Annotated in this window: 17 protein-coding genes; 14 read left to right on the top strand and 3 right to left on the bottom strand. The window is 74.3% G+C overall.

The annotated features are described in order from the left end of the window. Positions 1-32: 32 nt before the first annotated feature. From aroC to G9H72_RS12145, 4 genes are read left to right on the top strand one after another with little or no spacing between them, the layout of a single operon-like run. Complete coding sequence (gene aroC / locus G9H72_RS12160) at positions 33-1,214, top strand: chorismate synthase (protein ID WP_331272234.1); 1,182 nt, start codon at positions 33-35, stop codon at positions 1,212-1,214. 25 nt (positions 1,215-1,239) lie between these two features. Next, positions 1,240-1,755, top strand: a complete 516-nt coding sequence (locus G9H72_RS12155; RefSeq protein WP_166171356.1) for a shikimate kinase — start codon at positions 1,240-1,242, stop codon at positions 1,753-1,755. Beyond that, a complete protein-coding gene (gene aroB, locus G9H72_RS12150; protein ID WP_166171354.1) occupies positions 1,752-2,837 on the top strand; it encodes a 3-dehydroquinate synthase in 1,086 nt (361 codons plus the stop codon). Before G9H72_RS12155 ends, aroB begins: the two co-directional genes overlap by 4 nt. Beyond that, positions 2,834-3,274 (top strand): type II 3-dehydroquinate dehydratase, encoded by a 441-nt coding sequence (locus tag G9H72_RS12145; protein ID WP_166171352.1) that lies wholly within the window; start codon positions 2,834-2,836, stop codon positions 3,272-3,274. Before aroB ends, G9H72_RS12145 begins: the two co-directional genes overlap by 4 nt. Positions 3,275-3,293: 19 nt before the next feature. Here the strand turns inward: G9H72_RS12145 and G9H72_RS12140 are convergent, their stop codons facing one another. Both G9H72_RS12140 and G9H72_RS12135 read right to left on the bottom strand, forming a co-directional pair. Then, on the bottom strand, positions 3,294-3,737 hold the full coding sequence (locus tag G9H72_RS12140; RefSeq protein ID WP_166171350.1) for a VOC family protein: 444 nt from the start codon (positions 3,735-3,737) through the stop codon (positions 3,294-3,296). A gap of 176 nt (positions 3,738-3,913) precedes the next feature. After that, the gene (locus G9H72_RS12135; RefSeq protein WP_166171348.1) at positions 3,914-6,250 is read right to left on the bottom strand and encodes an Ig-like domain-containing protein; all 2,337 of its coding nucleotides are present in this window, start codon (positions 6,248-6,250) and stop codon (positions 3,914-3,916) included. Positions 6,251-6,546: 296 nt separating this feature from the next. Here G9H72_RS12135 and efp point away from each other — a divergent pair, with 296 nt between their 5' ends. After that, positions 6,547-7,110 carry an elongation factor P gene (efp, locus tag G9H72_RS12130; protein WP_166171346.1) on the top strand — a complete coding sequence of 188 codons (564 nt, stop codon included), beginning with the start codon at positions 6,547-6,549 and terminating at the stop codon, positions 7,108-7,110. Between the two features lies 1 nt (position 7,111). Then, the gene (gene nusB, locus G9H72_RS12125; protein ID WP_166171344.1) at positions 7,112-7,540 is read left to right on the top strand and encodes a transcription antitermination factor NusB; all 429 of its coding nucleotides are present in this window, start codon (positions 7,112-7,114) and stop codon (positions 7,538-7,540) included. A 93-nt stretch (positions 7,541-7,633) separates the two neighbouring features. On the opposite strand, the gene bldD is transcribed toward nusB, so the two are convergent. Then, the gene (gene bldD / locus G9H72_RS12120) at positions 7,634-8,128 is read right to left on the bottom strand and encodes a transcriptional regulator BldD (protein ID WP_166171342.1); all 495 of its coding nucleotides are present in this window, start codon (positions 8,126-8,128) and stop codon (positions 7,634-7,636) included. A 186-nt stretch (positions 8,129-8,314) separates the two neighbouring features. On the opposite strand from bldD, the gene G9H72_RS12115 reads away from it, so the two are divergent. The 8 genes from G9H72_RS12115 to G9H72_RS12080 are packed head-to-tail and all read left to right on the top strand — an operon-like array spanning position 8,315 to position 17,993. Continuing rightward, positions 8,315-9,217 (top strand): M14 family zinc carboxypeptidase, encoded by a 903-nt coding sequence (locus G9H72_RS12115; RefSeq protein ID WP_231126929.1) that lies wholly within the window; start codon positions 8,315-8,317, stop codon positions 9,215-9,217. A gap of 51 nt (positions 9,218-9,268) precedes the next feature. Beyond that, positions 9,269-9,853, top strand: coding sequence for a bifunctional pyr operon transcriptional regulator/uracil phosphoribosyltransferase PyrR (gene pyrR / locus G9H72_RS12110; RefSeq protein WP_166171780.1), 585 nt, complete (start codon positions 9,269-9,271; stop codon positions 9,851-9,853). After that, on the top strand, positions 9,850-10,803 hold the full coding sequence (locus G9H72_RS12105) for an aspartate carbamoyltransferase catalytic subunit (protein ID WP_166171338.1): 954 nt from the start codon (positions 9,850-9,852) through the stop codon (positions 10,801-10,803). Before pyrR ends, G9H72_RS12105 begins: the two co-directional genes overlap by 4 nt. Then, positions 10,800-12,110: a dihydroorotase gene (locus tag G9H72_RS12100; RefSeq protein ID WP_166171336.1), complete on the top strand. Its 1,311-nt coding sequence runs from the start codon at positions 10,800-10,802 to the stop codon at positions 12,108-12,110. The genes G9H72_RS12105 and G9H72_RS12100 overlap by 4 nt, the downstream gene beginning before the upstream one ends. Next, entirely contained in the window at positions 12,107-12,658 is a 552-nt protein-coding gene (locus G9H72_RS12095) for a PH-like domain-containing protein (protein WP_231126897.1), read from the top strand. The genes G9H72_RS12100 and G9H72_RS12095 overlap by 4 nt, the downstream gene beginning before the upstream one ends. After that, complete coding sequence (carA, locus tag G9H72_RS12090) at positions 12,658-13,779, top strand: glutamine-hydrolyzing carbamoyl-phosphate synthase small subunit (RefSeq protein ID WP_166171334.1); 1,122 nt, start codon at positions 12,658-12,660, stop codon at positions 13,777-13,779. The genes G9H72_RS12095 and carA overlap by 1 nt, the downstream gene beginning before the upstream one ends. Continuing rightward, the gene (gene carB, locus G9H72_RS12085; protein WP_166171332.1) at positions 13,780-17,109 is read left to right on the top strand and encodes a carbamoyl-phosphate synthase large subunit; all 3,330 of its coding nucleotides are present in this window, start codon (positions 13,780-13,782) and stop codon (positions 17,107-17,109) included. It begins immediately after the preceding gene. Beyond that, a complete protein-coding gene (locus tag G9H72_RS12080) occupies positions 17,106-17,993 on the top strand; it encodes a dihydroorotate dehydrogenase electron transfer subunit (protein WP_166171330.1) in 888 nt (295 codons plus the stop codon). Before carB ends, G9H72_RS12080 begins: the two co-directional genes overlap by 4 nt.

The following is a 17,993-nucleotide window of genomic DNA, read 5'->3' as shown; positions in this document are numbered from 1 at the left end:
CCCACGCACCGCGCTGTGGGAGGATCTGAGCCGTGCTGCGCTGGATCACCGCCGGGGAGTCCCACGGCCCTGCCCTCCTCGCCGTCCTCGAGGGGCTGCCCGCCGGAGTGCGGGTCACCACCCGCGACCTCGCCGACGACCTCGCGCGGCGCCGCCTCGGCTACGGGCGCGGCGCCCGCATGTCGTTCGAGCAGGACGAGGTCGAGCTGCTCGGCGGAGTGCGCCACGGCGTCACCCAGGGCGGGCCGGTCGCGGTGCGCGTCGGCAACACCGAGTGGCCGAAGTGGCAGCAGGTCATGGCCGCGGACCCGGTCGACCCCGAGGTGCTGGCCGGGCTCGCGCGCAACGCGCCGCTGACCCGCCCGCGCCCGGGCCACGCCGACCTCGTCGGGATGCAGAAGTACGGCTTCGAGGACGCCCGGCCCATCCTCGAGCGGGCCTCCGCGCGGGAGACCGCGGCCCGCGTCGCGCTCGGCCGCGTCGCCAAGGCCTTCCTCGCCCAGGCCGTGGGCGCGACCGTCGTCAGCCACGTCGTACGCATCGGAGGGGCCGTGGCGCCCGAGGGCGTCGTGCCCGGCCCCGACGACCTCGCGGCGGTGGACGCGGACCCGGTGCGCTGCTTCGACCCCGCAGCGAGCGCGGCGATGGTCGAGGAGATCGACCGCGCCCACAAGGACGGCGACACCCTCGGCGGCGTCGTCGAGGTCGCGGTCACCGGCCTCCCGCCCGGCCTCGGCAGCCACGTGCACTGGGACCGGCGCCTGGACGCCCGGCTGGCCGCCGCGCTGATGGGCATCCAGGCGATCAAGGGCGTGGAGGTCGGCGACGGCTTCGCGCTCGCCGCGACCCCCGGGTCGAAGGCCCACGACGAGATCGAGACCGGCGAGGACGGCCGGATCCGTCGCCGCAGCGGTCGCTCCGGGGGCACCGAGGGCGGCATGTCGACCGGCGAGGTGCTGCGGGTGCGAGCGGCCATGAAGCCGATCGCGACCGTGCCGCGCGCGCTCGACACCGTCGACGTGGCGACCGGGGAGGCCACCAAGGCCCACCACCAGCGCAGCGACGTCTGCGCGGTCCCCGCCGCCGGGGTCGTCGCGGAGGCGATGGTCGCGCTCGTCCTCGCGGACGCGGTGCTGGAGAAGTTCGGCGGCGACTCGGCCGCGGAGACCCACCGCAACGCCGCCGCCTACCTCGCCGGGCTGGGCGTCCGGTGACCTCCCTCCGCCTGCTCCGGCGTTCATGAGTCCGCGTGCAGTGGTCGTCGGCCCGCCCGGTGCCGGCAAGACGACCGTGGGACGGCTGCTCGCCGCCCGGCTGGCGCTGCCCTTCCGGGACACCGACTCCGACGTCGAGGCCACGACGGGCACCTCGGTCGCGGAGCTGTTCATCGACAAGGGCGAAGCCCACTTCCGCGAGCTCGAGCGCGCCGCGGTGGCGGCGGCTCTCGACGGCTTCGTCGGCGTCCTCGCGCTCGGCGGGGGAGCGGTGCTCGACGCCGGCACCCGGGCCGCGCTCGTCGCCTCGCCGGCGCCGGTCGTCCTGCTCGAGGTCGGCATCGAGGACGCCGCGGCCCGCGTCGGCTTCAACCAGGCGCGCCCCCTGCTGCTCGGCAACCCGCGCCAGCAGTGGCAACGGCTGCTCGAGCAGCGCCGGGCCTTCTACGAGGAGGTGGCGACCATGACGGTGCCGACGGACAAGCGGGCGCCGGAGGAAATCGCCGACGACATCGTGGCGCGGCTGGAGGGCCGCCGATGAGCGCGCCGACCCGCATCCGCGTGGGAGGCGAGGCGCCGTACGACGTGGTCGTCGGCCGTGGCCTTCTCGGTGAGCTGCGCGGCCTGCTGGGTGACCGCGTCCGCCGGGTCGCCGTGATCCATCCGCACGCCCTGGGCGCGACGGCGGAGGCGGTGCGCGAGGACCTCGTGGCGGCCGGCCTGGAGGCCGTGCTGCTCGACACCCCCGACGGCGAGGACGCCAAGTCGGCGGAGGTGGCGGCCTTCTGCTGGTCCGTGCTCGGCCAGGCGCACTTCACCCGCTCGGACGCGGTGGTCAGCGTCGGCGGCGGCGCGACCACGGACCTCGCCGGGTTCGTCGCGGCCACCTGGCTGCGCGGCGTCGCCGTCGTGCACGTGCCCACCACGCTGCTGGCGATGGTCGACGCGGCCGTCGGGGGCAAGACCGGCATCAACACCGCCGAGGGCAAGAACCTCGTCGGCGCCTTCCACCCGCCCGCCGGGGTGCTCTGCGACCTGACGACACTGGAGACGCTGCCGGTCAACGACTACGTGGCCGGGCTGGCCGAGGTGGTCAAGGCCGGGTTCATCGCCGACCCACGCATCCTCGAGCTCATCGAGGCCGACCCCGAGGGAGCGGCCTCGCCCACGGGCGAGCACGCCCGGGAGCTGATCGAGCGGGCCATCGCGGTGAAGGCCCGCGTCGTGGCCGCCGACCTGCGCGAGTCGGGCGAGCGCGAGTTCCTGAACTACGGGCACACCCTGGGGCACGCGATCGAGAAGGTCGAGCGCTACCAGTGGCGGCACGGCTCGGCCGTCGCCATCGGGATGATGTTCGCGGCCGAGCTGGCCCGGCTGGCCGGCCGGCTGGACGACGTGGTCGTCGACCGGCACCGGTCGATCCTCACCACCCTCGGGCTGCCCACGCAGTACGCCGCCGGCGCCGCCGCCTGGCCGAAGCTGCTCGACACGATGAAGGTCGACAAGAAGTCGCGCGGTGACCTGCTGCGCTTCATCGTCCTGGACGACGTGGGCAAGCCGTCCCGGCTCGAGGGGCCGGACCCGGCGCTGCTGGCGGCGGCGTACGCGGAGGTGACCCCGTGACGACGGTGCTCGTGCTCAACGGGCCGAACCTCGGCCGGCTCGGCAGCCGCGAGCCCGAGGTCTACGGCTCGGAGACGTTCGCGGACCTCGCGGCCGCCTGCGCGACGACGGCGGCCGAGCTGGGCCTCACCGCCGACGTGCGCCAGACCGACGACGAGTCCGAGCTCGTGCACTGGCTGCACGAGGCGGCCGACGGCGCGGTGCCCGTCGTGCTGAACCCCGCCGCCTTCACGCACTACTCCTACGCCCTGCGGGACGCCTGCGCCCAGCTCGACGGCCGCGCCCCGCTGGTCGAGGTGCACATCACCAACCCCGCCCGGCGCGAGGCCTTCCGGCACACCAGCGTGGTGGCGGGAGTCGCGACCGGCACGGTCGCAGGCTTCGGGCTCGACTCCTACCGGCTGGCGCTGCGCGCCGTCGCGGCGCTGCTGTCCTGAGCCGGGCCCGGTCCCGCGGTCAGGAGCCGGCGGCGGCGAGCTCGGGCACCTCGGCCTCGCCGGCGGCCACCGCCGGGTTCATCCACATCACCTCGAAGACGTGGCCGTCGAGGTCGCGGAACGAGCGGCCGTACGTGAAGCCGTGGTCCTGGGCCGGCATCCAGTCGCTGCCGCCGGCTGCGAGGGCCTTGTCCACGAGGGTGTCGACGGCCTCCCGGCTGTCGGCCGACAGCGCGTAGAGCGCCCGTGTCCCGGCGTGCGGGCCGGCGACCGGCGTCCCGGCCGGCAGGAAGTCGGAGAAACGCGCCTGCTGCAGCAGCATGAGGGTGATGTTGTCGTCGAGGACCACGTTGGTGGCCTGGTCGTCGCAGAACTGCTCGTTGCGCCCGTAGCCCAGCGCCTGCCAGAACGCGTCGGAGGCGCGGACGTCCGCGACCGGCAGGTTGATAAAGATCATGGTCATGGCGGGGTCCCTCTCTCGGATGCCGCTCCTGCGGCGCGGTCGCACGACGTGTGCGTCAGCAGGGAAGACGTCCCGTCGGGGCGGAAGTCATCGCCGCCCGGGCACACGAGCGCGCCGTGCCCCTTCGCCAGGCGGAGGAAGCACGGCGCGCGTCGCACCACGCGGGTGGTGGGCCGTCAGGCCCCGCTGATGGCGTCCACCGCGAGGTCGGTGCCCCGCGAGCGCTTGTTGCCCTTGCTCGTCGCGCTCACGACCACGGTGTGCTTGCCCGCCGGGACCTTCACCGTCGCGACCCTGCCGCAGCTGCTGTAGCCCCGGTAGAGGTCGACGGTCGCCACCCGGCGCCCGTCGACGGCGACCGTCGCGATGCCCGACCGCACGCTCCGGCAGGCGTGGACCGTCACGGAGGTGCCGCGCAGCACGGCCTTCACCGCCGGCTTGGCCTTGCCCTTGGTGGCACGGACGAACGACTTGCCCGCCGCGTCGGAGGCCGTGACGGTGCGCCAGCCGCCGCGTACCCGCACCAGTGCCGAGCTCGCGCTGTCCACGACCCCGGTGGTGCGGACGGTCGTCCCGACAGCGATCGCGCTCTTGCCCGACAGGTCCAGGACCGTCGGCGCCACCCACGCGGAGTAGCGGGTGTTCGCGACCAGCGGCGCGGACGGGGTGAAGGTGTAGGCCGTGCCGCTCTGGCGCGTCACCACGCCGCGGACCTTGGCCCCGTCCTCGCCCACCAGGCCGACGGTGGTGCCCGAGACACCGGTGACCGGCTCGCTGAAGGCCAGCGGGACGGCACCGGTCAGGGCCATCCCGTCGGCGGCTCCGATGCTGGCCTGGGGGGTGTCGACGTCCCGGCGGAAGGGGGCGCCGGACGACCAGGGGTAGGCGAAGCCGGACTCGTCCAGGGCACGGACCCGCCACGTGTAGGTGCCGTTGCCCAGCTTGCTCGCGTCGAGCGTGACCCGGCTGGTCCCCGCGGGGTCGCCGGGGCGCACGACCCGGTCGGTCGTGACGTCGACGACCGGCTGGGCGAAGTTGCCGTCGACCGCCACCTGCACGCGGTACGCCTTGGCCTCGGAGTCCGTCGCCGCCACGCGGGCGCCCGCCGGGACGGCAGCGGTCTGCGTCGTCCAGGACGCGCTGACGACCGGGCCCGCGGAGACGGCGGAGACGGCGCGTACCGGGGAGGTCGCGAGCTTGCCGAAGCGCTGCGGGCCGCTCACCGGGCCGCAGAGCCGCCACCCGCAGGCCTGCACGCCCCAGTAGAGCGACCGGGCGTCGGGCAGGGTGCCGTAGGGCGACAGGCTCGTCGCGGCGGTCTCCCACACGTGGTCGGAGTCGCGCAGGTCCTTCGTGCGCGACACGTAGAGGCGGTACTTGATCGCCCCGTCGACCGGTTGCCAGGAGAAGACCGGCGTGGCGGAGGCGACACCGCCGGCCACCGGGGTGACCGCGGCACCGCCCGGCACCGCCGACACGGCCTCGGCGACCGCCGCCGGCGAGGTGAAGGTGAACGTGCCCTGGTCGGACCAGCTGCTGCAGGCCGGCTTGGGCGCGTAGCCGGGCACCGCGGACGGGACCGGCACGGTGATCTTGCCGTCCGAGACGCTCTTCGTGCCGCCGGCGCCGTCCCAGACGCCGGTGCAGCTGAGCGCCGGGTCGTTGAAGGGCGTCTTGGCCTCGCTCACGGTCCCGTCGCGGCCCCGGACCCGCCAGTACCACGCGCCGGGGAAGAACTTGCCGCCCTCCATCGGGTTGCGGGCGGCCACCCGCTCGGCGGCGTCGGCCAGGCAGACAGCGCGGGCGGTGGGCTCGGTCTTGTCCAGGCACGTCTTCTGCTCGTCCTCGAGCCACTGCACGCGCGGGTCCTCGCCGAAGGCGAACGCGCACTTGGTCTCGTCGCCCGGCAGCGCCTCCTTGCCCGCGGCCGTCCCGTACGGCGCGAGGTAGGTGTGCTGGGTGTAGCAGGTGAACCGGCGGGTGTCCTCGCGGCCCTCGTAGGACCAGGCGTCGTGGAACGGGTCGGCGCTGAACTCGACTTCGTAGAACGATGCGTCGGCGACGGGCTGCCAGCTGACGACCGGCACCGCGACCGAGGAGACGGTGACCGGCGACGCCGGCTCTGCGTCCCAGCTCCTCGTGAGCGTCGCGGGCGCGCTCCACTCGCCGGCAGCCGCGGCGGTGGTGGCGCGGACCCGCCACACGTAGTCGCCGCTCGGCACGAGCGGCGGCAGCTGCCAGGCCGGCGTCGGGACCGTGGCCGCCAGGACGTTGGGGTCGAATCCGTCGCTGTCGGACAGCTGGACCTCGTAGCCGGTCGCCCCCTCGACCGGGGCCCAGGTGAGCTCCGCGTTCGACACGACCGCCCCCGCGTCCGGGGCCAGCCCGGCCGGAGCCGCCACCGTGGCGGCACCGGCCGGTGCCACCGGGGCCACGACGAGGCCCGCCAGCAGGGCCGGCACCGCGAGCACGGCGGGCAGGGCCGCGCGGCGCCATCGGCGGGTCAGAGACATACGGGCTCCCCTCGCGGGGGCCGTTCGCCCCCTCTGCCCGACAGTCGGCGCGAACGCGACGTCTCCGATGGCCCGGACGGATGATCGCGAGGCGCTGGACCGGCCGGACGGGTGACGCGGGGGCCGCCGGTGCCGCCGCGCGCGCCTCAGGGTGCCCGAGCCCGGGCCTGCCCGCCCCCGGTAGGCTGGGAAGCCGTGCCTTCGGACGGCTCGCGACGCGGCTCCTGACGCCTGTGCTTGTTGCGGCCACCGGGCAGAGCACAACGACGGACATCCGAACGAGGCGAGGCGTACCCGTGGCGACGAGCAACGACCTGAAGAACGGCCTGGTGCTGAACATCGACGGCCAGCTGTGGACCGTCATCGAGTTCCAGCACGTCAAGCCCGGCAAGGGCGGCGCCTTCGTGCGCAGCAAGCTCAAGAACGTCCTGTCCGGCAAGGTCGTCGACCGCACCTTCAACGCGGGCGTCAAGGTCGAGACGGCCACCGTTGACAAGCGCGACATGCAGTACCTCTACAAGGACGGCAACGACTACGTGTTCATGGACACGGACTCGTACGACCAGCTGAACGTCCCCGCGGCGACCGTCGGCAAGAACGCCGACTACATGCTCGAGAACCAGATGGCGATGGTCGCGATCCACGAGGGCACGCCGCTCTACATCGAGCTGCCGGCCTCGGTCGAGCTCGTCATCGAGTACACGGAGCCCGGCCTGCAGGGCGACCGCTCGACCGGTGGCACCAAGCCGGCGCGCCTCGAGACCGGCGCCGAGGTCCAGGTGCCGCTCTTCATCACCAGCGGCGAGAAGGTCAAGGTCGACACCCGCGACGGGTCCTACCTGGGCCGCGTGTCGAGCTGACGTGTCGGCCCGCCACAAGGCGCGCAAGCGCGCCCTCGACGTCCTCTTCGAGGCCGAGCAGCGCGGCCGTGACCCGCTGACCTCGCTCGCCGAGCACGTCTCGCGCGGCGAGCCGCCGGTCTCGGCGTACGCCGTGGAGCTCGTCGAGGGCGTCGCGGCCCACCGGGAGGCCATCGACGCCGTCCTGGCCCGGCACGCGCAGGGCTGGGAGCTCGACCGCATGCCGGCGGTCGACCGCAACGTGCTGCGCATCGCGGTCTACGAGCTGCTCCACCGCGACGACATCCCGGGCCCGGTGGCCGTCGCGGAGGCCGTTGCCCTCGTCAGCGAGCTGTCGACCGACGAGTCCCCGGGGTTCGTCAACGGGCTGCTCGGCACCGTGCTCGGGCTGCGTCCGCAGCTGTCACAGGTCGAGCCGCAGGACTCCTAGCGGCCCGCCGCGCGGCCTGCACGACGAAGCCGTGGAGCGCCGGGGGGTGTCGTCACCCGCGCCCCGCGCTCCACGGCTTCGTCGTACGCCCGGTCAGTCCTCGACGACCGCGCGCCGGGCCTCGGGGTTGAGCACGCCCCAGGTGATGAGCTGCTCGGTGAGCACGCTGGGGGACTGGTCGTAGATCACCGCCAGGGTGCGCAGGTCGTCCTGGCGGATCGAGAGGACGCGGCCGTTGTAGTCGCCGCGCTGGCTCTGGATGGTGGCCGCGTAGCGGGCGAGCGGGCCGGCCTTCTCCGCGGGCACGGAGCCGAGCCGCTCCAGGTCGATGACGAGCCGCGGCGGGGGCTCCGACGCGGCGCTGGGCGCGCCCTCGGGCAGCAGCTCGGCCACCGGGACGCCGTAGAAGTCCGCCAGCTCGGCGAGCCGCTGCACGGTGACGGCCCGGTCCCCGCGCTCGTAGGAGCCGACCACGACCGCCTTCCAGCGGCCGTCCGACTTCTCCTCGACGCCGTGCAGAGAGAGGCCCTGCTGCGTCCGGATCGCCCGGAGCCGTGCTCCCAGCGCCCTTCCGTACTCGCTTGCCACCCGTGAACCTCCCGACGATTACCGGCCGCGAGGGCCGTGACTTAGAGTGACGTTACGGAGAGTGAAGGCCGCAGGTCAAGCGCAACCCGCTCCTTACCATCCGTACGGGGGACAGCCGCCAGTGGGCCCGGTCACCATGGCCCGGTGCTCCTTCCCCGCTCCCGACCCGGCCGTCGGGCCCGCTGGATGACCGCTGCGCTGGTGTGCGCCGCGGCCCTGCCTGCCCCGGCCGGTGCCGCCCCGACCGATCCGAGCCGAAGGCTAGGCGGTGCGCACGCACCGGCTCCTGCGCTGCCCGAGCGACGCGCCGCGGTGCCCGTGTCGAGCCCGCAAAGCTCACTGAGGGTGATCATTTTCGGACGATCCGTGCGCGGCCGTCAGCTGGTCGCGGTACGGCGCTGGCGGCCGGGCGCGCCCGCGGTCCGCGTGCTCGTGATCGGCCAGGTCCACGGCGACGAGCGGGCCGGGGCGCAGGTGGCGCGGCTGCTGCGCCGCGGCGGGCTGCCGGAGGGCATAGACCTCTGGGTGGTGCCCACCGCGAACCCGGACGGCCTCGCCGCCCGCACCCGGGTCAACGCCAGGGGGGTCGACCTCAACCGCAACTTCCCGGTGCTCTGGCGCGCGCGGGGCGCGCGCGGGTCGAGCACCTGGCCCGGCCCGTCCGCCGCGAGCGAGCCCGAGACGCGGGCGCTGCTCGGCCTCGTCCGGCGCGTCGACCCGCAGATGACCGTCGTGCTGCACCAGCCGCTGCACGGCGTGGACTCCTACGGTGCCCGCGCGCGCCCGCTCGTGCGCGCCCTCGCCGAGCGGGCGGGCCTGCCGGTCAAGACCTTCTCCTGCGGCAGCGGAGGGTGCAGCGGGACGTTCGGCCAGTGGCACAACACCGAGCTGCCCGGGTCCTCGGTCACCGTGGAGCTGGAGCGGCACCCGTCTGCCGCGCGCGTGCAGCGGGTGGCGCGCGCGGTGCTCGAGGTCGCGGCGACGCTGCCGCCGGCCCCGGCTGGTACGGTGCCAGACGGTGCGGCGGCAAGCCGGCGCACCGCAGCCCCTCACCGACATCCTTTAAGGCCCGTCCAGCGAGGCGGGTAAGGAGGTCCAGCGTTGACGACCGTCCCCTCCGAGGGGCGGCGCGACGTCGAGCTGCCCGCGGCCGCGGCCCCCGCCGAGCCCGGGCGTGAGCCCGACGTACGCACCGTCCTGACCGCCGCCGAGATCGACCGCTCCCTCTCGCGCATCGCGCACGAGGTCCTCGAGCGGGGCAAGGGCGGCGCCGACCTCGTCCTGCTCGGCATCCCGACCCGAGGCGTCGCCCTGGCCCGCCGGCTGGCCGCCCGGATCGAGAGCTTCGAGGGCAGCCCGGTCCCCGTCGGCAGCCTCGACGTGACGATGTACCGCGACGACCTCCGGCTGCGGCCCGCCCGCGCCCTCGAGCGCACCGAGATTCCCCCGTCGGGGGTCGACGGCAAGCTGGTCGTGCTCGTCGACGACGTGCTCTTCTCCGGCCGCACCGTCCGCGCGGCGCTCACCGCGCTGGACGACGTGGGACGCCCGCGCGCCGTGCAGCTCGCGGTCCTCGTCGACCGCGGCCACCGCGAGCTCCCGATCCGGGCCGACTACGTCGGCAAGAACATCCCCACCTCGCTGCGGGAGAGCGTGCAGGTCCGGCTGGCCGAGCACGACGGCGCGGACGGGGTCCTGCTCCGCCCGACGGGAGGCGCGCAGTGAGGCACCTGGTCTCCGCCGGCGACCTGAGCCGTGACGAGGCGCTGCTCGTCCTCGACACCGCCCACGAGATGGCCGGCCTGCAGCAGCGCGAGATCAAGAAACTGCCCACCCTGCGCGGCCGCACCGTGGTGAACCTCTTCTACGAGGACTCCACCCGCACCCGCATCTCCTTCGAGGCGGCGGCCAAGCGGCTCTCCGCCGACGTCATCAACTTCAGCGCCAAGGGCTCGAGCGTCTCCAAGGGCGAGAGCTTCAAGGACACCGCACTGACGCTGCAGGCGATGGGCGCGGACGCCGTCGTCGTCCGCCACTCGGCCAGCGGCGCCGCCCAGCGGCTCGCGGCCTCGGGCTGGGTCGGGGGCAGCGTCGTCAACGCGGGGGACGGCACCCACGAGCACCCCACCCAGGCGCTGCTCGACGCGTACACGATGCGCCGCCGCCTGGCCGACGGCCGCGGCGACCTCGCCGGCCGCCGCGTCGTGATCGTCGGGGACGTCCTGCACAGCCGGGTCGCCCGGTCGAACGTGCTGCTGCTGGCCACCCTCGGCGCCGACGTCACGCTCGTCGCGCCTCCGACGCTGCTGCCGATCGGCGTGCAGACCTGGCCGTGCGCGGTGTCGTACGACCTCGACGCGGTCCTGCCGAAGGCCGACGTGGTGATGCTGCTGCGCGTGCAGCGCGAGCGGATGAGCGAGGCCTACTTCCCGAGCGCCCGCGAGTACACCCGCCGCTACGGCCTCGACGCCACCCGGGCCGCGACCCTGCAGGACACGGCGATCGTCATGCACCCCGGGCCGATGAACCGCGGTGTCGAGATCGCGGCCGAGGTCGCCGACTCCGAGCGCTCGACCATCGTCGAGCAGGTCGCCAACGGGGTCAGCGTCCGCATGGCGGTCCTCTACCTGCTCCTCGGCGGGGCGTTCGACAGCAGCAAGGAGCACCAGCGATGAGCGGTTCAGCGAACTCGACCACCTTCGTCCTGCGCGGGGCCCGCCCGTACGGAGGCGGCCCGGTCGACCTCGTGCTGCGTGACGGCGTGCTCGCCGAGGCCACGGCAGCCGGCACCGCGGGGGCGGCGGGCGCGACCGTGGTCGACGCCGACGGCCTCGTCGCGCTCCCGGGCCTGGTCGACCTGCACACCCATCTGCGCGAGCCGGGGCGCGAGGACGCCGAGACGGTCGAGACCGGCACCCGGGCCGCCGCGCTCGGCGGCTTCACGGCCGTGCACGCCATGGCCAACACCGATCCCGTCGCCGACACCGCCGGCGTGGTCGAGCAGGTCTGGCGGCTGGGCCGCGAGGCCGGGCACTGCGACGTCGCGCCGGTCGGGGCGGTCACGGTCGGGCTGGGCGGCGAGCGGCTCGCCGAGCTCGGGGCGATGGCCGACTCCGCCGCCCGGGTCCGGGTCTTCTCCGACGACGGCAAGTGCGTCTCCGACGCGGTGCTCATGCGCCGGGCGCTGGAGTACGTCAAGGCGTTCGACGGGGTCATCGCGCAGCACGCCCAGGAGCCGCGGCTCACCGACGGCGCGCAGATGAACGAGGGGGCGCTGTCCGGGGTGCTCGGCCTGCGCGGCTGGCCGTCGGTCGCCGAGGAGGCCGTCATCGCCCGCGACGTCCTGCTCGCCGCGCACGTCGGAAGCCGGCTGCACATCTGCCACGTGTCGACCAGGGGCTCGGTCGAGATCCTGCGGCTGGCCAAGGAGCGCGGCATCGCCGTCACCGCCGAGGTCACCCCGCACCACCTGCTGCTCGACGAGTCCCTCGCCGCGACGTACGACCCGGTCTTCAAGGTCAACCCGCCGCTGCGCGGCAAGGACGACGTGCAGGCGCTGCGCCAGGCCGTGGCCGACGGCGTCATCGACGCGATCGCCACCGACCACGCCCCGCACGCCGCCGAGGACAAGGAGGGCGAGTGGGCCAACGCGCTGCCCGGCATGCTCGGCCTCGAGACGGCGCTGGCCATCGCCCAGGAGGCGCTGGTCGAGACCGGCCTGCTCGACTGGGCCGGCGTGGCCGACCGGCTCTCGACCCGGCCGGCCCGCATCGGCCGGCTCACCGGCCACGGCCGCCCGCTGCAGGCCGGGGAGCCGGCCAACGTCGTCCTGGTCGACCCGGCGGCACGGCGCACCATTGACCCCGCCGGCCTGGCCTCACGCAGCCGCAACACGCCCTATGCCGGGCGCACCCTCCCCGGGCGGGTGGTCGCGACGTTCCTGCGGGGGCGCCCGACCGTGCTGGACGGGGCGCTGGCATGAGCGAGGCCGTCCTGCTCGCCGCCGAGCAGCAGCACCTGACCAAGCTCGGGGAGCGGCTCTGGCTCGTCGGCGGCCTGCTCGCCGCGCTGGCGCTGGGCTACCTGCTGCTCTGGAGGGGCTGGCGCAAGCGCGGCGCGCGCCAGTCCGACGTCCCCGCGCTGCCGCAGGTGCCCGAGGCGGTCGCGCGCGGCGCCGTCCGCGCCCGCGGCGAGGGGACGTACGTCGTCACGACGACCGCCGGCGACTGGCTGGACCGGATCGTCCCCCACGGGCTGGGCGTGCGCAGCCTGGCCCACATGATCGTGTCCGACGCGGGCGTGCTCTTCGCCCGCGTCGGCGCCCCCGACGTCTTCGTGCCGACGGCCGCCCTGCGGGGCGGCCGGCTCGAGCGCGGGATGGCGGGCAAGTTCGTAGAGGAAGGCGGATTGGTGGTCGTCACCTGGGAGCACGGGACGCGTCAGCTCGACACGGGGTTCCGGCCACGCGCCGCGGCCGACCGGGACGCGCTGCTGGCAGCGGTGCAGGGGCTCGTGGAGGTGAAGTCCTGATGGCCCGCGACGCCCTGCTCGTCCTCGAGGACGGGCGCACCTTCCGCGGCGAGGCCTTCGGCGCCGACGGCGAGGCCTTCGGCGAGGCCGTCTTCGCCACCGGCATGACCGGCTACCAGGAGACGCTGACCGACCCGTCGTACCACCGGCAGGTCGTCGTCATGACCGCCCCGCACGTGGGCAACACCGGCGTCAACGACGAGGACCCCGAGTCGCGCCGCGTCTGGGTCTCCGGCTACGTCGTGCGCGACCCCGCCCGCCGCCCGTCCAACTGGCGCGCACAGCGCACCCTGCAGGACGAGCTGCGCGAGCAGGGCGTCGTCGGCGTCGGGGGCGTCGACACCCGCGCGCTGACCCGGCACCTGCGCGAGCGCGGTGCGATGCGCGTGGGCCTGTCCACGATGGAGGACGACCCGGCCAAGCTGCTCGAGCGCGTGCTCACCAGCCCCGGGATGGTCGGGGCCGACCTCGCCGCCGAGGTCACCACGCCCGAGCCGTACGTCGTGCCCGCCGTCGGCGAGGCGCAGCTGCGCGTCGCCTGCCTCGACCTCGGCGTCAAGCGCGCGACCCCGCTGCGGATGGCCGACCGCGGCATCGAGGTCCACGTGCTGCCCGCGACGAGCACGATCGAGGACATCCTCGCCGTCGCGCCGGACGGGCTCTTCGTGAGCAACGGGCCGGGTGACCCGGCGACGACCGACGGGCCGGTCGAGGCCGTCCGCGGGGCGTTGGAGCGCGAGCTGCCGACCTTCGGCATCTGCTTCGGCAACCAGATCCTCGGCCGCGCGCTCGGCCTCGGGACCTACAAGCTGCGCTACGGCCACCGCGGGATCAACCAGCCGGTCCAGGACCGCGCCACCGGCAAGGTGGAGGTCACGGCCCACAACCACGGCTTCGCGGTCGACGCGCCGGTCGACGGCACGCCGGTCGAGACGCCGTACGGCCGGGCCGAGGTGAGCCACGTCGGGCTCAACGACAACGTGGTGGAGGGGCTCCGGCTGCTCGACGCCCCCGCGTTCTCCGTCCAGTACCACCCCGAGGCCGCCGGCGGGCCGCACGACGCGGCGTACCTCTTCGACCGGTTCCGTGACCTGATGCTCGACAAGAAGGGACGTCGCTGAATGCCCCGCCGCGACGACATCCGCAGCGTCCTCGTCATCGGCTCCGGGCCGATCGTCATCGGGCAGGCGGCCGAGTTCGACTACTCCGGCACCCAGGCCTGCCGGGTGCTCAAGGCCGAGGGCCTGCGCGTCATCCTCGTCAACAGCAACCCGGCGACGATCATGACCGACCCGGAGATCGCCGACGCGACCTACGTCGAGCCCATCACGCCCGAGTTCGTCACCAAGGTCATCGCCGCCGAGCGGCCGGACGCGCTGCTGCCGACCCTCGGCGGTCAGACCGCGCTCAACACCGCGATGGCGCTGGACAAGGCCGGCGTCCTCGAGGAGTACGGCGTCGAGCTGATCGGCGCCAACGTCGAGGCGATCGTCAAGGGCGAGGACCGGCAGAAGTTCAAGGAGGTCCTCGACACGATCCCGGGGGCCGGCTACGCGGACTCGCGCATCTGCCACTCGATGGAGGACTGCCTCGCCGCGGTCGAGGAGCTCGGCTACCCGGTCGTCGTCCGCCCGTCGTTCACCATGGGGGGCTCCGGCTCGGGGCTGGCCTACGACGAGGAGGGACTGCGCCGCATCGCCGGAAGCGGTCTTCACCTCTCGCCGACGACCGAGGTGCTGCTCGAGGAGTCGATCCTCGGGTGGAAGGAGTACGAGCTCGAGCTGATGCGAGACCGCAACGACAACGTCGTGGTCGTCTGCAGCATCGAGAACCTCGATCCGATGGGCGTGCACACCGGCGACTCGATCACCGTCGCGCCGGCGATGACGCTCACCGACCGCGAGTACCAGGTGCTCCGCGACATCTCGATCGCGATCATCCGCGGGGTCGGGGTCGACACCGGCGGCTGCAACATCCAGTTCGCGGTCGACCCGCGGACCGGGCGGGTCGTCGTCATCGAGATGAACCCGCGCGTCTCGCGCTCCAGCGCGCTCGCCAGCAAGGCGACCGGCTTCCCGATTGCCAAGATCGCCGCCAAGCTCGCCGTGGGCTACACCCTCGACGAGATCCCGAACGACATCACCCGGGTCACGCCCGCGAGCTTCGAGCCCACGCTCGACTACGTCGTGGTCAAGGCTCCGCGGTTCGCGTTCGAGAAGTTCCCGTCGGCCGACTCCACGCTCACCACGCACATGAAGTCCGTCGGCGAGGCCATGGCCATCGGGCGCAGCTTCCCCGAGGCGCTGCAGAAGGCGCTCCGGTCGCTGGAGCGCAAGGGGTCGAGCTTCAGCTGGGCCGGCGAGCCGGGCGACAAGGCTGCCCTGCTGGCCGCGGCCGGGCGCCCGCACGAGTCGCGGCTGCTCGAGGTGCAGCAGGCGCTGCGCGCCGGCGCGACGGTCGACGAGGTGCACGAGGCCACCGGCATCGACCCGTGGTTCGTGGACCAGGTCGCCCTCATCAACGAGGTGGCCGAGCAGGTGCGCGGCGCCGCGGAGCTCACTGCCGACGTCATCCGCCGGGCCAAGCGGCACGGCTTCTCCGACGCCCAGCTCGCCGAGCTGCGCGGCATGCCGGAGTCCGTCGTCCGCGGTGTCCGGCACGCCCTCGGCGTCCGCCCGGTCTACAAGACCGTCGACACCTGCGCGGCCGAGTTCGCGGCACGCACGCCGTACCACTACTCGGCCTACGACGAGGAGGACGAGGTCGAGCCGCGCGAGACGCCGGCGGTCCTGATCCTCGGCAGCGGGCCGAACCGCATCGGGCAGGGCGTGGAGTTCGACTACTCCTGCGTGCACGCGTCCTTCGCGCTGCGCGACGCCGGCTTCGAGACCGTGATGGTCAACTGCAACCCCGAGACCGTCTCGACCGACTACGACACCAGCGACCGGCTCTACTTCGAGCCGCTCACGCTGGAGGACGTGCTCGAGGTCGTCGCCGCGGAGCGCCGCGCCGGCCCGGTCGCGGGCGTCATCGTCCAGCTCGGCGGGCAGACCCCGCTGGGCCTCGCGCAGGCGCTGGAGGAGGAGGGCGTGCCGGTCGTCGGCACCTCCCCGTCGGCGATCCACCTGGCCGAGGACCGCGGGGCGTTCGGCCGGGTGCTCGCGGCCGCCAAGCTGCCCGCGCCGCAGCACGGCACCGCCACGACGTACGACGAGGCGAGCGAGATCGCCGCCGGCATCGGGTACCCGGTGCTGGTCCGCCCGTCGTACGTCCTGGGCGGGCGCGGCATGCGGATCGTGCACGACGCCGACGAGCTCGCCGAGTGGTTCGCGTCGGTCGCGGGCGCCGTCACGCCTGAGCACCCGGTGCTCGTGGACCGCTTCCTCGACGACGCGGTCGAGATCGACGTGGACGCGCTCTACGACGGCGAGGAGCTCTACCTCGCCGGGGTCATGGAGCACATCGAGGAGGCCGGGGTCCACTCCGGCGACTCGGCCTGCGTGCTGCCGCCCGCGACGCTCGGCGCCGAGGAGATCGCCCGCGTCCGAACCTCCACGGAGGCGATCGCCCGCGGCGTGGGAGTGCGCGGGCTGCTCAACGTGCAGTTCGCGATCGCCTCCGACGTGCTCTACGTGCTCGAGGCCAACCCGCGCGCGTCGCGCACCGCGCCGTTCGTCTCCAAGGCGACGGCGGTGCCGCTGGCCAAGGCGGCCGCGCGCATCATGCTCGGCGCGACGATCTCGCAGCTGCGTACCGAGGGGATGCTGCCCGAGCGCGGCGACGGGGGAGACCTCCCGCTCGGCACGCCGCTGTCGGTCAAGGAGGCGGTGCTGCCGTTCTCCCGCTTCCGCACGGTCGAGGGCGGGCACGTCGACGCCGTCCTCGGCCCGGAGATGCGCTCGACCGGCGAGGTCATGGGCATCGACTCGACCTTCGGCACCGCGTTCGCCAAGGCGCAGGCCGCCGCGTTCGGCGGGCTCCCGATCAAGGGGCGGGTCTTCGTCAGCGTCGCCAACCGCGACAAGCGCGCGATGGTCTTCCCGGTCAAGCGGCTGGCCGACCTCGGCTTCGAGCTGCTCGCGACCGAGGGGACGGCCGCCGTGCTGTCGCGCAACGGCGTCGCCGCCACCGTCGTGCGCAAGCACAGCGAGCGGGCGGCCGCGCCGGGGGAGCCGACGATCGTCGACCACATCCTCGCCGGCGAGGTCGACATGATCGTGAACACGCCGACCGGTCGGGCCGCCCGCGCCGACGGGTGGGAGATCCGTACGGCCGCGGTCGCCATGGACCGGCCGATCATCACGACCGTGCAGGAGCTCGGTGCGGCGGTGCAGGGCATCGAGGCGCTGACCCGGGGCGACCTCGGCGTGCGCTCGCTGCAGCAGCACGGCGAGACGATCCGCGCGGCCCAGGCCCAGTCGCCGTCCTCCCGGCCGGGTGCGGGGGCATGACGGTGGCTCCCAGCGCCCCGCTCGGCGGGGTCGTGCAGGTGCGCGGCGAGGTGCTGTCCGTGCGGCGCGTCGGGGCGTACGCCGCGATCACCCTGCTCGCGCCGGGGGTGGCCGAGCGCTTCCGCCCCGGCCACTTCGTCGCGCTCGCCATCGGCGACCAGAGCTCGAGCATGCTGCTGCGGCGCAGCTTCAGCATCCACCGCTGCCAGGAGCGCGGCGTCTACGGCGGCACGGTCGAGATCGTCGTGTCGGCCCACGGGCCGGGCACCCAGTGGCTGGCCTCGCGCCGGCCGCACGACCCGGTCGACGTCGTCGGCCCGCTGGGGACGCCGTTCGCGCTGCCCAAGGAGCCGGCCAGCTGCGCGCTCGTCGGGGGCGGCTACGGCTCCGCGCCGCTGTTCACCCTCGCCGAGCGGCTGCGCGCCCGCGGCTGCCGGGTCGACATCGTGCTCGGCGCCGCGACGGAGGAACGGCTCTTCGGCGTCCTCGAGGCCAAGCGGATGGCCGACTCGGTCACGGTGACGACGGACGACGGCTCGCTCGGCATCCGGGGGCGGGTCACCGACGCCCTGCCCCGCGTCATCGAGCGCGCCGCCACCGACGTCGTCTACGCCTGCGGCCCCATGGCCATGCTGCGGGCCGTGTCGGACGTGGCTGCGGGCGCGGGGATCCCGGCGCAGGTCGCCGTCGAGGAGGCGATGGCCTGCGGCATCGGGGTGTGCATGACGTGCGTGCTGCCCGTCGTCGGCGAGGACGGCGTGACGCGCATGGTCCGCTCCTGCACCGAGGGCCCGGTCTTCCGTGGGGAGAGCGTCCGCTGGGCGGACGTGGGCACCGTGCCGGCCGACTGCCTCGGCGCCCCCGTGGCGGCGGGAGGCCACTGA

The sequence above is a fragment of the Motilibacter aurantiacus genome, assembly GCF_011250645.1.
In the GTDB taxonomy this organism is placed as follows: Bacteria; Actinomycetota; Actinomycetes; order Motilibacterales; family Motilibacteraceae; genus Motilibacter_A; species Motilibacter_A aurantiacus.
The sequence above is the reverse complement of the archived record's forward strand: the minus strand, read 5'-3'. Positions and strand labels throughout refer to the sequence as shown.

Excerpts from the sequence above, each read along its gene's own strand:
- aroB (WP_166171354.1), top strand. The coding sequence starts at position 1,752 with ATGAGCGCGCCGACCCGCATCCGCGTGGGAGGCGAGGCGCCGTACGAC.
- carB (WP_166171332.1), top strand. The coding sequence starts at position 13,780 with ATGCCCCGCCGCGACGACATCCGCAGCGTCCTCGTCATCGGCTCCGGG.
- G9H72_RS12135 (WP_166171348.1), bottom strand. The coding sequence starts at position 6,250 with ATGTCTCTGACCCGCCGATGGCGCCGCGCGGCCCTGCCCGCCGTGCTC.
- G9H72_RS12095 (WP_231126897.1), top strand. The coding sequence starts at position 12,107 with ATGAGCGAGGCCGTCCTGCTCGCCGCCGAGCAGCAGCACCTGACCAAG.
- G9H72_RS12100 (WP_166171336.1), top strand. The coding sequence starts at position 10,800 with ATGAGCGGTTCAGCGAACTCGACCACCTTCGTCCTGCGCGGGGCCCGC.
- carA (WP_166171334.1), top strand. The coding sequence starts at position 12,658 with ATGGCCCGCGACGCCCTGCTCGTCCTCGAGGACGGGCGCACCTTCCGC.
- G9H72_RS12080 (WP_166171330.1), top strand. The coding sequence starts at position 17,106 with ATGACGGTGGCTCCCAGCGCCCCGCTCGGCGGGGTCGTGCAGGTGCGC.
- G9H72_RS12155 (WP_166171356.1), top strand. The coding sequence starts at position 1,240 with ATGAGTCCGCGTGCAGTGGTCGTCGGCCCGCCCGGTGCCGGCAAGACG.
- G9H72_RS12140 (WP_166171350.1), bottom strand. The coding sequence starts at position 3,737 with ATGACCATGATCTTTATCAACCTGCCGGTCGCGGACGTCCGCGCCTCC.
- G9H72_RS12115 (WP_231126929.1), top strand. The coding sequence starts at position 8,315 with ATGACCGCTGCGCTGGTGTGCGCCGCGGCCCTGCCTGCCCCGGCCGGT.